The organism is Litorivivens sp., from assembly GCF_057445395.1.
In genome coordinates this window covers 29,315-44,620 of the sequence record NZ_JBVBUV010000003.1, presented here as the reverse complement: position 1 = coordinate 44,620, position 15,306 = coordinate 29,315, and the positions used below count along the sequence as shown (strand labels likewise).

Genomic DNA, 15,306 nt, shown 5'->3' with positions numbered 1-15,306 from the left:
TCTCTTGCTATCCTTGGCGCGCAAAATCAGTAGGAGATTCCCCGTGTCCCCTCAGGACAAATCGATAAAATTACACCCTTCCTGGCTAAAAGCACTCGATGCCGAGTTTCAGCAGGACTATATGCACAATTTGCGTGGCTTTCTCAGTGAGCGTATCGCAGCCGGTGCAACCATTTATCCCAGGCCGGCTGAGTGGTTCAATGCCCTGGACAGCACCCCACTGACGCAGGTTAAGGTCGTGATCCTGGGGCAGGATCCCTACCATGGGCCGGGGCAGGCGCACGGCTTGTGTTTCTCGGTAAAACCTCCTGTCGCGCCGCCACCATCACTGGTGAACATCTATAAAGAGTTGAAGAGTGACCTGGGTGTCGTGCCACCCCCCCACGGCTGCCTGACCAGTTGGGCAGAGCAGGGTGTGCTGTTGTTGAACAGCGTCCTTACGGTAGAGCAGGGGCAGGCAGGGGCGCATCAGGGTAAGGGTTGGGAGCGATTTACTGACGCGGTGATAGAGTGTATCAATCGGGAACTAGAAGATGTGGTATTTCTGCTGTGGGGTGCTTATGCCCAGAAAAAAGGCCAGTTGGTGGATGCCAGTCGTCATTGCGTCCTGAAGGCACCCCATCCGTCGCCCTTGAGCGCGCACCGGGGCTTTCTGGGGTGTCGACATTTCTCGCAGACTAACGACTATCTCGTTTCGCGTGGCGCTCAGCCGATTAATTGGGAGCTGCCGTTAGCGGTGTCGGCATAGTGTTGAGTGTAGACGTGGATTAAAACGCACGCCTACGCTCTAACTACAGGCGGGGTTTAGTCAGTCTCCGCGAGGTCGCTGCCCAGACCATCGGGGAGTCCATAGGGAGGGGGTGCTACCTGGGTAACGCGGGTACCGCTTTTCAGTTTCAGATCAGTCGATAGTGCGGCACTGGTTGCCAGTACAATGGCGGCGCTGCCGTCGCTGACGCAGCTGGCGACAGTGCCAACAGGCTTTTCAGCGTCAAAGATGTCGTCTCCTGCGGCGCCAGCGCCATCTAATTCGGCCAGATACAGGCGGCGTTTCGGCACGCCCTTAAAATGCAGGCGGGCGACAACTTCCTGCCCGGTATAACAGCCCTTTTTAAAACTTACTGCTCCGTTGAGATCGTAATTCATTAGTTGCGGCAGAAACGCGTCGCGCGTGGCAGCGCAAACGGAGACCTCGCCTGCTTCGATGTCGAGTGCATCCCACAATTCTGAACCGACGGGCTGTGCACGCTCACGCAGTCGGGGCCAGAGTTCGGCTGCGCGATCTTGCGTCAACCACAGCTCGTAGCGTAGAGGAGCGCGATACAGCACCAGATCAGTGCCGCAAACGATTGTGTCCAAAGGTGCTTGCGGAAGCTGAGAATAATGCTGACCCAGTAATTCGGCCGCTGAGGGACCGGCAACCCCAATACCGACGTAGTCGCTGCTGGCATCGCAGAGTTCTACCTTGGAGAAAACCGCGTACTTACCCAGCACCTTTAGGGTATCGTCAGTGCAGTCGCGGCGCAGTTTCAGTAACAGGGTGTCGCTGGCCAGCCGTGCCGCGGTAAAGCTGGCCAGCATCCGTCCTTTGGGGGTGCAGTACGCACCGTTGCGGGCCTGCGACATAGTTACCTGCCGAAAATCCGCGGTGGTTTGGCCTTGAAAAAAGGTTTGGCCGTCGGGACCTTGCGCGCGGACGAAGCCGTATTGAGTCAGTGGAACCAGCCAGTTCTCACCATCAACCGTGTCAGTGGCGGCAAACGTGCAGTGTTCACCGGACAAAATGGCGTTATCTGCTTCGAGTTGATGTGTAAATGGGGTTGTAGTCACCGATCACTCCTGACGTGGTGAGTAAGAAGGCCATGCGCCGGCTGGCCGGTATCGCTATAATGCGCCGCTTAACGGGCGGCAGCAGGCAACTTAATGTACTCAGAAAACGAGATCAAGCGAATTTACTGGGCCAGTCGGCGGGGTATGCTGGAGCTCGATCTAATGTTGGTTCCTTTTATGGAAAACTGTTTTCGTGAGCTTGGGCCCGAAAAACAGCGGCATTATGTTGAGCTTATGGAGTGCGAAGACACCCAGATTTTTCAGTGGTTGCTGGGCACGGAGAGCCCAGCGGAAGAAAACCTTCTAGGGATAGTGAATGACATCAAGGCGTACGCCCGGCGCGCTAAGGGTTGAGCTTCGGCCCTCTCGCCTTCTTCTGGTGTTTCTGGTGCTGCAGCACGTTGCGGTGGCTGTTGCCATACTCATGGCAGGGTTACCGGTCGCTATAGCCTGGGCAAGTGCACTGCTCGTTCTGTTCAGCGTTTTCTATCAGGTCTATCGTCTAGTAGCCGATTCCTGTCGACTGTTTGCGATAACGTACCATCACGGCCGCTGGCATCTAGAATACCGCAGAGGTGTGTTGGTGGGGCACTTACGGGCGCGCTGGCGTCTGCCGTGGGTGCTGGGACTGAGTATCGACCTTGATGGTCAGCGGCAATCGTTACTGCTTCTCAGGGATAGCTGCAGCGCCGATGATTTCCGGCGGCTGCAGCTCTGGTCAGGTTTTGTCGCCACCACGGTGTCTGGGGTCGAGGATCGTGTCTAACGCTTCGGGTAATGTTTCTGGGTAGTCTAGGGTGTAGTGCAGTCCGCGACTTTCTTTTCGTTGCATGGCCGAGCGGATTATCAGCTCGGCCACCATGGCCAGATTGCGCAATTCGATCAGGTCATTGCTGACCTTGTAGTTGCTGTAATACTCGCGAATTTCCTGTTGTAACAGTTCCACCCGGTGAAGGGCGCGCTGCAGGCGCTTGTTGGTGCGCACAATACCCACATAATCCCACATAAATCGGCGCAATTCGTCCCAGTTGTGGGATATCACCACGTCTTCGTCGGAATCCGTTACCTGGCTTTCGTCCCAGTCGGGAATGCGCAATTCTGCCTGTGGCTCTGCGATGCGTTCAGCAATGGCGTCAGCGGCGGAGCGGCCAAACACAATACATTCGAGCAGCGAGTTGCTGGCCATCCGGTTAGCGCCATGCAGGCCGGTAAAAGATGTTTCGCCAATGGCAAACAGGCCGTCTAGGTCTGTTTTTCCCCGGTGGTCAACCATGACGCCGCCGCAGGTGTAGTGCGCTGCGGGTACCACGGGAATAGGCTCGCGGGTGATGTCGATGCCCAGTTCAAGGCAGCGGGCTTTGACGGTGGGGAAATGGTGTAGCAGAAAATCTGCGGACTTGTGGCTGATATCCAGGTAGACGCAATCGGAGCCGAGTCGCTTCATTTCATGGTCAATGGCCCGGGCCACAATATCACGGGGCGCTAACTCGCCGCGCTCGTCATAGCGTTGCATAAAGCGTTCGCCGGTGGAGGAGAGTAGCCTGCCTCCTTCTCCGCGAATGGCCTCCGTTACCAGAAAGGATTTGGCTTGCGGGTGATAGAGGCAGGTTGGGTGGAACTGGTTGAATTCCATGTTGGCTACCCGGCAACCGGCGCGCCAGGCCATGGCAATGCCATCGCCGGAGGCACCATCGGGATTGCTCGTATACAAATAGGCTTTGCTGGCGCCGCCCGAGGCCAGCACCACAAACTTGGCCCTGAACAATCGTACGTGGCCAGCTTTGCGATCCAATACATAGGCCCCATGGCAACGGCCACCACGTACTACCAGGTCAACCGCCACATGCTGCTGGAATATTTCGATAGAGTCTCGTTTCAGGGCTTGGTTGGTCAGCGCTTCAGAGACGGCGCGACCAGTGGCATCGGCGGCATGAATAATGCGGCGGTGGCTGTGACCGCCTTCGCGGGTCAGGTGAAAGCCTTCTTCGTCTGGATAGCGGCTGAACTCCACCCCCTGAGACACCAGCCATTCGATGCTTTCCCGGCTATTGGCGACCGTAAAACGAACAGTATCGTCGTGACACAGCTGGGCACCTGCGGCCAGTGTGTCGGTGACGTGGTCGTCTACCGTGTCTTGCTCGTCGAGCACAGCGGCAATGCCGCCCTGGGCGTAATAGGTTGATCCCTGATTGAGCTCGCCTTTGCAAATAACCGCGATCCGGGCTTTCTCAGCCAGTCGCAGGGCGAGTGTCAGGCCGGCGGCGCCGCTGCCGATCACAAGAACGTCGTGGGTATAGCTGGAAGTCATGGATTGCCTTGGGTGATCTGCACCGATACCATTTGCGGCGATTTGCCGGCCGGCAGAGTATACTGGCATTGTCTAATTCGGCCAATGACAGAGAATTCAGAAAAAACTGGCCGGTACCAGAACTAATGGGGTTACACGTGGTCTATCTGGGTAACGCAGGATCTGACAATCAGGAGCGGCGTGATTGTGGATCGTGCTGAAATGAGCGACAAGCAGCTGGTGGAGCGCGTGCAGCGCGGCGACCAGCGCGCCTATGATTTACTGGTGCTTAAATACCAGCACAAAATATTTGGCCTGATCTCGCGCTATGTCAAAGACAGTGATGAAATTCAGGATGTTGCCCAGGAAGCCTTTATCAAGGCTTACCGGGCCCTGCCCAAGTTTCGCGGTGACAGCGCGTTTTATACATGGCTGTATCGTATTGCGATCAACACCGCCAAGAATTATCTGGTCAGCCGAAACCGGCGACCTCCCAGTATTGATGTGGACGTAGCGGATGCCGAATTCTATGACGGTGCCGACGGCCTGCGCGATACTGACAACCCTGAAAATGTTCTGTTCGGCAACGAGCTAAAAGGGGTTGTCAATGCGGCAATTCAGGCGCTGCCAGAGGATCTGCGCACGGCCCTGACCCTGCGCGAATTTGACGGTCTGAGCTATGAAGACATTGCCGATGTGATGGATTGTCCGGTCGGAACGGTTCGTTCGCGAATCTTTCGGGCTCGGGAAGCGGTGGACGAGAAAGTGAAAGCCCAGATGGGCGGCAGTGAGGTAACGGCATGAGCGATGAACTTCGGGAATCCCTCTCCGCGTTGATGGATGGCGAGGCTTCGGAGTTGGAATTGCGGCGCGTACTGCGCGATGGCAATTCAGAAACTGAAGCCTACTGGGGGCGTATACAGCGGCAGCGCAATATTCTTCGGGGCGACCCGGATTTCCCCGGGTTGGATGTGAGTGCCCGAGTGCGCTCGGCGATAGCTCAGGAAGTGCCACACAGCGCACGTCGTACACTGGAGTGGCGCAAGCCGCTGGCCGGTTTGGCGGTGGCCGCCAGCGTTGCGGCTTTGGTTGTGTTTGGGCTGGGGGGCGCCAATCAGTCGGCGGTGCCCACCCTTGCCGAAAACGGCGCGCCTGCCACCGGACAGGAAAGTGGGCGGGTGTATCTTGCGTCGCCGCAGTCGTCGGTAGGCGCTGTCACTGCCAGTGCCACAACGGGCTCGATCCCGCGTTATCAACAGGTTGACGACAAACGCTCGCGCGAGCGCTTTGAAAAATTCCTGCAGCAGCATACTGAGCGCGCGGCGCTGAACAACGGCCAAGGAATGGTGACTTATGCGCGACTGGTGAGCCATGAGGTTGAATAAGTGCTGAGAAAGAAGTCTGCTCATGCCGTTTGGCTGTTATTTCTGGCGGGGGCAGCCTGGGCGGATCAGCCCCGGGAGTGGCTGGAACGCATGTCCCATGGCCACCGCGAAGTCAGCTATCAGGGTATTGTCAGCCATCAGGTTGAAGATAGACTGACGTCCTATAAGGTTATTCATCAAGTACACGACGGGCGTGAGTTTGAGCTGCTACAACCGCTTGATACGGCCGATAAACAGCTGGTGCGCAAAGGTCACAGCATACACTGTGTACATCCCGCCGAGCGCCTGTTGCGTGGCAGCGAGCCTACCCTGAGTCGGCATTATGACCTTACGATGGGGGACAACGGCTGGGTGGCTGGCCGGGAAGTGGTCACGGTCAATGTCGTACCGCGCGATGTTTTTCGGCTGGGCTACCGCTTGTCGCTGGATTTGGTGACAGGGGTTCCTCTGAAAACCGAAACGCTGGATCAGCAGGATAGGGTGTTGGAGCGTTTTCAGTTCATGATGTTTGATACTACCGAGCAGGGGCAGTTGATTGATTCCCAGGCGCGGGAAGTCAGCCATCGCGAGCCTGCCTCGGCGGCGGATCGCGCGCTATTGCTGGCTAAAATGCCCTGGAAACCGGGCTGGATACCAGACGGCTTTACCCTGGCAGAACCTGGCGAAGGTGCTAATGATGCACTGAGCTTTACCGACGGAATCAGCACGTTTTCTGTGTTCTTGGAGCCTGTCAGTCAGTTTGATGATTCACCGCTGGCAGCCGCCATGCGCAGCGGCGCCACTGTGTCCTACACTTACCCGTTGCCCGATGCCGACTTTGTGGCAACCGTAATCGGTGAGGTGCCGTTGCTCACCGCCGAGCAGGTGGCCAAATCGCTGGTGATAAGTCCGTGATGCAGGAGAGTGGGCGCGTTGTCGCCATCGAACCCGATGCACTGTGGGTGGAAACCATACAGCGTTCTACCTGTGGCACTTGTGCCGCCCAGAAAGGCTGCGGTCAGGGGCTGCTGAACAAGCTGGGCGACGGCAAGCGCAACCATTTGCGGGTGTTGCTCGGTGATACGCCTGCAAGTGAGTTTGCCCTTGATGACGAAGTGCAATTCTCTGTGCCGGAAAATGTGCTCCTCAAAGGTGCAGCAATTGTGTACCTGACCCCACTATTGATGATGCTTCTGGGGATGGGGCTGATACACGAGTTGACCGCTAGCGATAAGCTGGCGGCGCTGGGTGCCCTGACGGGTTTTGTCGCCGGGTTTGGTCTGGTGCGTGTCCATGCATTGTTCACGCGAAATCGCCCCGAACTGCAGCCGCAACTTGTTTCCCACTCTCGCCCATCGAGAAGTCAACCACAGAGTTTGTCCCTCTAACCGCTGCTGCGTGGCGGTGAAGTGCCTGAATGCGCTACAATCGCCGGCTTTGAGCCCCGCCGGTGTCGTTGCCGGCCTTTGTGAACCCTAACCGGCCCTGGGAATTGTGTGAGCAGTCTTAAACATATTCGAAATTTTTCCATTATTGCCCATATTGACCACGGCAAATCGACGATTGCCGACCGCTTTATTCAAGTGTGTGGCGGTCTTACCGAGCGTGAAATGGCTGAGCAGGTGCTCGATTCGATGGATATCGAGCGCGAACGCGGCATTACGATCAAGGCGCAGAGCGTCACCCTGAACTATACAGCCAAGGATGGGGAAACCTACGAGCTCAATTTTATCGATACTCCGGGACACGTAGATTTCACCTACGAGGTGTCTCGCTCGCTGGCGGCCTGTGAAGGGGCGTTGCTGGTGGTCGATGCAGCTCAAGGGGTTGAGGCGCAGTCCGTTGCGAACTGCTATACCGCCATAGAACAGGATCTTGAGGTTATTCCCGTCCTCAATAAGATGGACCTGCCGCAGGCTGATCCAGAGCGGGTAAAGCGAGAGATAGAGGAAATTATTGGCCTGGATGCCACGGATGCTGTCGCGGCGAGTGCCAAATCAGGCCTGGGTATCGACGATATTCTGGAGCAGATAATCGCCAAGATCCCACCTCCTGTCGGCGATCCTGACGGTGAATTGCAGGCGCTGATTATTGACTCCTGGTTTGATAATTATCTGGGTGTTGTGTCGCTGGTGCGGGTCAAGAATGGTGTCATCAAAAAAGGTGACAAGGTCATTGCCAAGACTATTGGTAAAGCACACGGTGTCGATAACGTCGGTATATTCACCCCAAAACTGACGTCAACAGGGCAGCTGCGTGCAGGCGAAGTGGGCTTTGTGGTGGCGGGTATCAAGGATATCCACGGTGCGCCGGTCGGCGACACCTTTACCCACGCCTCAACCAGCAGCGTTGCAGCGTTGCCGGGATTTAAAAAGATAAAGCCGCAGGTATATGCCGGTATGTTCACGGTATCTACAGACGACTACGAGGATTTCCGCGAGGCATTGGCCAAGCTTACATTGAACGATGCCTCCCTGTTTTACGAGCCGGAAACGTCCGATGCGTTGGGTTTCGGCTTTCGCTGTGGTTTCCTCGGCACGCTGCATATGGAGATCATTCAGGAGCGGCTGGAGCGGGAGTACGACCTGGATCTGATCACCACCGCGCCCACGGTTATTTACGAGGTAAAAACCAAGCGAGGAGAAGTTGTACAGGTCGATAACCCTTCGGCCCTGCCAGATCCTGGCGAGTTGGAAGAAATGCGAGAGCCCATAGCGCGTGCCAATATTCTGGTGCCGCAGGAATTTGTCGGCAATGTGATTTCCCTGTGTGTTGAAAAGCGCGGTGTTCAGAAAGATATGCAGTTTCTTGGGCAGCAGGTATCACTCACGTATGAAATCCCGATGAGTGAGGTAGTGCTGGATCTGTTTGACCGCCTAAAGTCAGTGAGCCGAGGCTTTGCGTCATTGGATTACAGTTTTGAGCGCTTTCAGGAAGCCAATCTGGTAAAACTTGATGTTTTGATCAATGGAGAGCGTGTTGACGCTCTGGCCATGATCGTACACAAGGATTTTGCCGCCAGTCGCGGTCGTGCGCTGGTAGAAAAAATGAAAGAGCTGATCCCCCGGCAAATGTTTGATGTGGCGATTCAGGCGGCAATAGGCGGTCATGTCATTGCGCGGCAAACCGTCAAAGCATTGCGCAAAAACGTCACAGCAAAATGCTATGGTGGTGATGTCTCACGTAAACGAAAACTGTTGGAAAAGCAGAAAGCGGGTAAGAAGCGCATGAAAATGGTGGGGAAAGTGGAAATACCCCAGTCAGCGTTCCTCGCAGTACTTAAGGTCGATAGCTAATGGTTAACAATCTGTTGCTGGTGGTTAGTGCGCTAACCCTGATTGTCTGGACGGTACAGGAAGTCCGCGGACGTCGGCAGTTAAATGACGCGCTTTCCTGGTGTGCAGACCACAAAAAAGAAAACAATGGCGAATCTCTGCTTACGCAGGCGATGCCGGGCTGGTGGAACTCGACCACCATGTTCATAAACCTTGCCTGGATGGCCTGGTTTGCCAGTGTAGTGCTGGTGAAAGACGGAGATTTTGCGTTGGTGCTGGTGGTGATTACTGCGCTGGCCGGCCTCATCGCGCTGCTGGATCGTTTGTTTTTTGCGCGTCGCCGAACCTACTTGATAACGGAAGGGAATATAGCGGTCTACCTCAAATATACCGTGAAGGCCGACTATGAAAACCTGAAAGCGCAGCTTTCTGAGCAATTGCCCATTGCCGAAAATGCCAAATCCTTTTTCCCGGTGTTGCTGGTCGTGCTGGTACTGCGTTCTTTTGTTGCAGAACCGTTTCAGATTCCATCGGCGTCTATGGTTCCAAGCCTGGAAGTGGGTGATTACATTCTGGTAAACAAGTTCAGTTATGGTTTGCGTCTGCCCGTGGCCGGCACCAAAATTCTGGAGGTGGGTGAGCCTGAGCGTGGCGATGTGATGGTGTTTTTCCCGCCCCACGACAGTCGCTATTTCATTAAGCGTGTGGTGGGTTTGCCCGGCGATGAGATCGTGTATAAAGACAAGGCACTCTTTATTAATGGTAAGCCTATGGCGCAGACATTACTGGCAGAAGTACCACCGCTGAACCCCCGTTATGAAGTCATCTCTGAAGATTTGGCAGGGCGCGAGCATTTGATACATCATGAGTTGCGCGTCGATCGTGGCGATTTTCGCGAAGTGGTGCGCCCCGGGCACTATTTCATGATGGGTGATAACCGTGATAACAGTAGCGACAGTCGCATTTGGGGGCAGGTACCGGAGTCCAATATTGTTGGCAAGGCCTTTGCGATTTGGATGCACTGGCGCTCAGTAAGCGAACTGCCAAGCTTCGATCGGGTGGGAACCATTCGCTAGATAATAAATGCAGGAGGCGGGTATGCAACTTCGATCCAAACAGACAGGCATGGGCCTGATACCGTTAGCCGTGATCATTTCTGTGGCAGCCCTGCTGGGGTTGTGCACGTTCCGGCTGGCGCCGATCTATCTGGATCACATCACGATCCGGCAGATAGTGAAAAATGCAGCCGAAGACCCGGATCGAAGGGGTATGACTGCATCGGAGATCCGTAAGTCAATGCAGGGCGCGTTTATCACCAACCGCGTGGAAACCATCCAACTGCGTGACATTAAATTTACCTCCGAGCGCAATGTGATCATTATGGACGCGCGTTATGAAGTGCGCGTACCGCTGCTCTACAATATTGATGCGGTTGTGAAATTCGACAATCTGCTGTTTGAAATCCCGCGTAGCTGATGCCTTCCTACGCCGCATTGCAAGAGCGTCTGGGCTACCAGTTTGTTGATGAGGTTATGCTGGAGCGGGCCTTGCGTCATCGCTCAGCCGGTAAGGACAACAATGAACGGCTTGAATTTCTGGGTGATGCGGTACTGAGCCTGGTTATCGCAGAATACCTCAGTGAGCGATTTCCCGCCGCTCGAGAGGGCGAACTGAGTCGTATGCGCTCGACCCTGGTTAAAGGGGTTACCTTAGCGAAACTGGCACGAGAGCTATTACTGGGTGATTACATCCTGCTGGGTAGCGGTGAGCTGAAAAGTGGTGGGCATCGCAGGGATTCCATTCTGGCCGACGTGGTTGAAGCACTAATAGGTGCGATCTATACCGAGGCGGGTTTTGACGAGGTTCGCCAATGTGTCAGGCGCTGGTTCGCTGAGCGTATAGAGCAGATAGCGCCCGGTGAAGCATTGAAAGACCCCAAAACCCGGTTACAGGAATTTCTGCAGTCAAAAGGCGTGGCATTGCCAGACTATGAACTGGTCGACCAGGCCGGTCAGCCACACAATCAAGTATTTGAAGTACGTTGCCGCACACAGTTGGGCGGCACATCCGTTACCGCGAGTGCAACCAGCCGCAAAAAAGCCGAACAGGCTGCGGCCCAGCAGATGCTGGATATTTTACAGGGCGAATCATGACAGAATCCCGCTGCGGCTACATTGCTATTGTTGGCCGTCCCAATGTGGGCAAATCCACCTTGCTCAATCACATACTAGGTCAGAAGATCAGTATCACTTCCCGCAAACCCCAGACCACCCGACATCGTGTATTGGGTATCAAGACCCGTGATACTGTGCAGGCAATCTATGTGGATACGCCGGGGCTCCACCGCGGCCAGAGCCGTGCGATCAACCGCTTTATGAACCGCGAGGCAACCAGCAGCTTGCGTGATGTAGACGTGGTGGTGTTTGTTATTGAGGCGGGACGTTGGACTGAGGAAGACCGCTGGGTGCTTGAACAGCTGCGCGACCGGCAAGTGCCGGTGGTGTTGGTGATCAACAAAGTAGATAAGCTCGATGACAAGGAAGAATTGCTCCCCTTTATTGCCGAGCGAGCCGAAGATCATGAGTATGCGCAGCTGATTCCGGTGTCTGCCCTGCGAGCAGATAATCTCGATGCACTTGAGCAATCACTTGATGCGTATTTGCCCCAGGGCCCCCATTTCTTTGAAGAAGATCAGATCACCGACCGCAGTGTTCGGTTTTTGGCGGCCGAAATTGTTCGCGAAAAAATCACTCGGCAGCTGGGCGACGAGCTGCCCTATGCCATGACGGTTGAAATTGAAGAATTCAAGCAGGAAGCGCAGATAACCCATATTAGCGCGGCGATTTATGTCGAGCGTGACGGGCAGAAAAAAATACTGATCGGTAAAGGTGGCTCGCGCCTGAAGTCGATTGGAACCGAAGCTCGGCGCGATATAGAAAAACTTATCGACGGCAAGGTGATGCTGAACCTGTGGGTGAAGATCAAATCCGGCTGGTCCGACGACGAGCGTGCGCTGCGTAGTTTGGGATACAACGACAACGATTAGCTCTTATGGAAAGCGATTTCGAGCCCGCTTACCTGCTCCACGCGCGTCCCTATCGGGATACTCAGCTGATTATAGAATGTTTTAGTCGCGAACACGGCCGTCTCGCGGCGGTTGCGCGTGGCGTTAAGGGCGGCGGCAAACGTGCACGCGAGCTGGCGGCAGCATTGCAGCCCTTTCAGTTGCTGGAAATACGCTGGCGCGGTCACGGTGAGCTGAAAACACTGGTAGACGTCGAATCCCGGCAACCATTGCGGTTAGCTGGCAATTCACTGTTCTGTGCCCTCTATGTCAATGAAATTACATTGCGAGCCCTGCATCGGCTCGATGCGCACCCGCTGCTTTGGTCTGGCTATGAGACAGCATTGAAGACCATGGCGGATTGTTCGGCGAAGGACAATGAGGCTCTGCAGGTTATTCTACGGCGCTACGAGCTGCAGCTGTTGGCAGAGCTGGGGTACGGGCTGGATTTCTATCACGACACGGCCAGTGGGGCGCCTATTGCCGCGCAAGCCCGCTATAAGCTGAGTAATGACGGCGGCTTTTATCAGGTGCCAGCCGCGGATCAGGGTTATCTGGGGGCGGATCTGTTGGCGCTGGCGCAGGCATTGGAACAATCTGCCACACTGGATCAGTCCAAGCTGCGTGACCTGAAACGCATCTGCCGGCAAGCCCTAGTGCCGTTGGTGGGTGCCGCACCTTTGAAAAGCCGAGCCCTATTCACGCGTTAGTGAGCGCCCGTTATTCCTCGCTGGGAGTGGGTCGCGGCATTAAATTTTCATTGTCCTCGAACAGGAGCGGCAATTCGACGTTGTCACTCCAATCAAGCAAGCGTTCAATTTCTCTGACAACGTGTTCGCCCTCGCGCATCGCTTGACCGACATTGCTGGAGGCATTGAATCTCTCAAGCGCGTTTTCCAGAGCCGGTACACCCACATAGCGACAGGCTCCGCTGAGTTGATGGGCTTCATGGCGCAGCGCTGTGAGGCCCTGGTTTTGTAGAGCCTCTTGCCAACGGCGTTTAGTGGCAGAGAGCTCGCCAAGAAATCGCTCCAGCATTTCCAGTGCCAGCCAATGCCTGCCGCCGGCTCGCTGGATACTCTCACCGAGGGCAACGGGTTTTAGTGACGCATGCGATAAGCAGCGCTTGGCGAGTGCACTGAGCCTTTCCAGGGTGAGGGGCTTTTCAAGCATTTCGTCAAAAACGTCAGGGGCGCAATCGTTGTGGTCATCAGTCAGGTGGGCGGTCAGTGCGACAACATAACTGTGTGCGTTAAGTGCATTTTCACGAATTTTCTCTGCCGTTTGCGCGCCGCCAAGCTCAGGCATCTGCAGATCGAGTATGATCAACGGAAAGTGTTGCTGCTCACATAGTGCCAACGCTTCATGTCCGCTTGCGCATATTCGTGCTGGTAGCTTCAGTTCGTCGAGTAACGCATTGATCAGCAGTCGATTGGATGCATTGTCGTCTACCGCGAGGATTTGTGCAGGACCGCCCTGGTTGGCATCGGGTGCGCGTAAACGCTGCTCTGGGGGAGAGCCAAATAAGGCATCGGTTAGTGATTGCTGGGTAATCGGCTTCTGGAGAAAAAGGTAGTCCTCTCGCGAGAGCACCTGAGTCAGGCTGGGGAGCAAAATCACACGGATGTGCGCATGTGGAATGTTGCGTTCGTGCGCAGCAAAGTCGGCGTAGCTGCTGAATCCTAGCAAGAGGATATCGTCTCTGGAGCTGGCTGCGATCAGCTCGTTGAGGTCATCATAGGCGATAAAGGTAATTTGCAGTGCCTCGAAACGATGTTGCAAGGCGAGTTTAACTCGAGGATTGTCTTCCCAGATCAGCACGCGGCGTTGCAGCTTGTTTGCAGGGGGTGATTGTTCATCAGATCGCGTCACCGGCAGCCGCAGCTCAAAGGCTGAACCATTGTGGCCCGATTCCAAAAGTTCAATGTGGCCATTCATCAATTCAGCAATGCGTTTGACAATAGCCAGCCCCAAGCCGGTGCCACCGTGTTCGCGTGTGTCGGAGCCATCGAGTTGCTGAAAGGCTTCAAACAATTGTTGTTTCTGCGATGGTCGGATGCCGATGCCGGTATCGCGAACAATCATTCGAAGTTCGACCGTGTCGCCGTCTAGCGGTTCGGTGTGAACAGATATAACGACCTCACCCCGGTCGGTAAACTTGACCGCATTACTGATCAGGTTGGTTAGCATTTGTTTTAGGCGTGCAGGGTCGCCGATGACGGAGCATGGCAGATCAGGGGCGGCGTCGACAACTAGTGCAATATGCTTATCGGCGGCTTGCTGGGCAAATAGCCGTGCGCTGTCTTCAATGACGGGCAGCAGAGCAAAGGGTTTAGTGCGCAGTGTAAATTTGCCGGCTTCGATCTTGGAAAGATCGAGAATGTCGTTCAATACTCCCAGCAAGTGCTCGGCCGACGTACGAATGCTCTCGAGATACTCGCGCCTGCGAGGATTACGCTCATTTTCCAACAGGACATTGCAAAATCCCAAAATGCCGGACAGCGGCGTCCGCACTTCGTGACTGGTATTGGCCAGAAACTCGGATTTTGACTGGCTGGCGCTGAGTGCCTCAACGCGTGCCAGTTCCAGTTCCATATTGCTGATTTCAAGGTGTTCAAGCGTGCGTTGCAGGTCCCTATGGCTGTGCTCAACTTCATTCTGGAGTTTGCGAAACGATTGTTGGGTTCGCTGGGCCAGGCTGTTAATAGTTTCGCTTAGTAGCGTCCAATCTGGGAACTTGGAATCAGGCAGGCGTGTGTTCCATTGATGGTTGTCCAGTGTGCTGAGGATATCGCGCAACTGCAGTATCCGGCTTAGTAAGATGCGATTTATCCGCCCGCCCAGATAAATGGTTAACAGGATGGATAGCATTGCCCAAAGCACTCCCCAGGCAATGGTGAGGTAGCGGGTCTTGAGGATTTTGGTGTGCGCTGCCGTAACGGCGACCCAGCCGATTAACGCGTCTGTTGTGCCGCGCTCGGCTGGTACGGCGGTGTTGGTGTACCGGTAAATTGGCCAGCGAGCTGAAACGTGGCTTTTTTCCCATACTATCGAGTCACTGTTAAACACAGTGGGTTTGAAATCGCCGCTGGTAATGCGAGGTTTCAGATCAGGCGCTAGAATGGCGACACCTAAGATTTCGCGGTCAAGGCTAGTATCCAGCAGGGATTGGAGTGACGCGATACGGCCATCGAGCAGGGCAGTCCTTGCACTGTTGGCGATCAGGCGAGCGGTGCGTTTAACGTGCTGTTCGTCAAGCGCATGTGTTTCCACATGGTAGCTGTAGAGCATGAAAAGCCCGGTGGCGCTAACCACCAGTAAAAATGGTAAAATCGCCAGCACCATGATTTGCTGACGCAACCCAAGCTTAGGCGTGGGAATGACGGGCATGAGCAAGTAGGCCCTTGAAATGTTAGAATTAACAAGCAGTTGTTCTGCCCGGCGAAATGCATTGACGCGTCCGGTTTCAGTGAATATGCCCAACTA

General features: G+C 55.1%; 16 protein-coding genes. 13 read left to right on the top strand and 3 right to left on the bottom strand.

Translation table 11 applies throughout. The features are described from left to right. The first annotated feature begins 43 nt into the window (after positions 1 to 43). Positions 44 to 748, top strand: coding sequence for a uracil-DNA glycosylase (gene ung / locus AC222A_RS01715; protein WP_372747784.1), 705 nt, complete (start codon positions 44 to 46; stop codon positions 746 to 748). Positions 749 to 804: 56 nt separating this feature from the next. Here the strand turns inward: ung and ygfZ are convergent, their stop codons facing one another. After that, a complete protein-coding gene (ygfZ, locus tag AC222A_RS01710) occupies positions 805 to 1,830 on the bottom strand; it encodes a CAF17-like 4Fe-4S cluster assembly/insertion protein YgfZ (protein ID WP_486774578.1) in 1,026 nt (341 codons plus the stop codon). Between the two features lie 93 nt (positions 1,831 to 1,923). On the opposite strand from ygfZ, the gene AC222A_RS01705 reads away from it, so the two are divergent. Next, positions 1,924 to 2,184, top strand: coding sequence for an FAD assembly factor SdhE (locus tag AC222A_RS01705; RefSeq protein ID WP_372747786.1), 261 nt, complete (start codon positions 1,924 to 1,926; stop codon positions 2,182 to 2,184). Next, positions 2,147 to 2,596 (top strand): protein YgfX, encoded by a 450-nt coding sequence (locus AC222A_RS01700; RefSeq protein WP_372747787.1) that lies wholly within the window; start codon positions 2,147 to 2,149, stop codon positions 2,594 to 2,596. Before AC222A_RS01705 ends, AC222A_RS01700 begins: the two co-directional genes overlap by 38 nt. Here the strand turns inward: AC222A_RS01700 and nadB are convergent. Beyond that, positions 2,549 to 4,138, bottom strand: coding sequence for an L-aspartate oxidase (gene nadB, locus AC222A_RS01695; RefSeq protein ID WP_372763767.1), 1,590 nt, complete (start codon positions 4,136 to 4,138; stop codon positions 2,549 to 2,551). The genes AC222A_RS01700 and nadB overlap by 48 nt on opposite strands. Before the next feature lie 201 nt (positions 4,139 to 4,339). On the opposite strand from nadB, the gene rpoE reads away from it, so the two are divergent. The 10 genes from rpoE to recO all read left to right on the top strand — a co-directional run bounded on the left by rpoE (position 4,340) and on the right by recO (position 12,530). Beyond that, entirely contained in the window at positions 4,340 to 4,921 is a 582-nt protein-coding gene (rpoE, locus tag AC222A_RS01690; RefSeq protein WP_372747799.1) for an RNA polymerase sigma factor RpoE, read from the top strand. After that, positions 4,918 to 5,502 (top strand): sigma-E factor negative regulatory protein, encoded by a 585-nt coding sequence (locus AC222A_RS01685; RefSeq protein ID WP_372747789.1) that lies wholly within the window; start codon positions 4,918 to 4,920, stop codon positions 5,500 to 5,502. Before rpoE ends, AC222A_RS01685 begins: the two co-directional genes overlap by 4 nt. Further along, a complete protein-coding gene (locus AC222A_RS01680; RefSeq protein ID WP_372809922.1) occupies positions 5,503 to 6,396 on the top strand; it encodes a MucB/RseB C-terminal domain-containing protein in 894 nt (297 codons plus the stop codon). Continuing rightward, a complete protein-coding gene (locus AC222A_RS01675; RefSeq protein WP_372747800.1) occupies positions 6,396 to 6,869 on the top strand; it encodes a SoxR reducing system RseC family protein in 474 nt (157 codons plus the stop codon). Before AC222A_RS01680 ends, AC222A_RS01675 begins: the two co-directional genes overlap by 1 nt. A gap of 108 nt (positions 6,870 to 6,977) precedes the next feature. Continuing rightward, on the top strand, positions 6,978 to 8,777 hold the full coding sequence (lepA, locus tag AC222A_RS01670; protein ID WP_372747791.1) for a translation elongation factor 4: 1,800 nt from the start codon (positions 6,978 to 6,980) through the stop codon (positions 8,775 to 8,777). Further along, the gene (gene lepB / locus AC222A_RS01665) at positions 8,777 to 9,832 is read left to right on the top strand and encodes a signal peptidase I (protein ID WP_372747792.1); all 1,056 of its coding nucleotides are present in this window, start codon (positions 8,777 to 8,779) and stop codon (positions 9,830 to 9,832) included. The genes lepA and lepB overlap by 1 nt, the downstream gene beginning before the upstream one ends. A gap of 22 nt (positions 9,833 to 9,854) precedes the next feature. Then, positions 9,855 to 10,232 (top strand): DUF4845 domain-containing protein, encoded by a 378-nt coding sequence (locus AC222A_RS01660; protein WP_372747793.1) that lies wholly within the window; start codon positions 9,855 to 9,857, stop codon positions 10,230 to 10,232. Further along, positions 10,229 to 10,909, top strand: coding sequence for a ribonuclease III (gene rnc / locus AC222A_RS01655; RefSeq protein ID WP_486774592.1), 681 nt, complete (start codon positions 10,229 to 10,231; stop codon positions 10,907 to 10,909). Before AC222A_RS01660 ends, rnc begins: the two co-directional genes overlap by 4 nt. Then, positions 10,906 to 11,802: a GTPase Era gene (gene era, locus AC222A_RS01650; protein ID WP_372747795.1), complete on the top strand. Its 897-nt coding sequence runs from the start codon at positions 10,906 to 10,908 to the stop codon at positions 11,800 to 11,802. Before rnc ends, era begins: the two co-directional genes overlap by 4 nt. Before the next feature lie 5 nt (positions 11,803 to 11,807). After that, on the top strand, positions 11,808 to 12,530 hold the full coding sequence (gene recO / locus AC222A_RS01645) for a DNA repair protein RecO (protein WP_372747796.1): 723 nt from the start codon (positions 11,808 to 11,810) through the stop codon (positions 12,528 to 12,530). A gap of 10 nt (positions 12,531 to 12,540) precedes the next feature. Here recO and AC222A_RS01640 read toward each other — a convergent pair whose 3' ends face one another. After that, positions 12,541 to 15,210 carry an ATP-binding protein gene (locus AC222A_RS01640; RefSeq protein WP_486774577.1) on the bottom strand — a complete coding sequence of 890 codons (2,670 nt, stop codon included), beginning with the start codon at positions 15,208 to 15,210 and terminating at the stop codon, positions 12,541 to 12,543. Positions 15,211 to 15,306 lie beyond the last annotated feature (96 nt).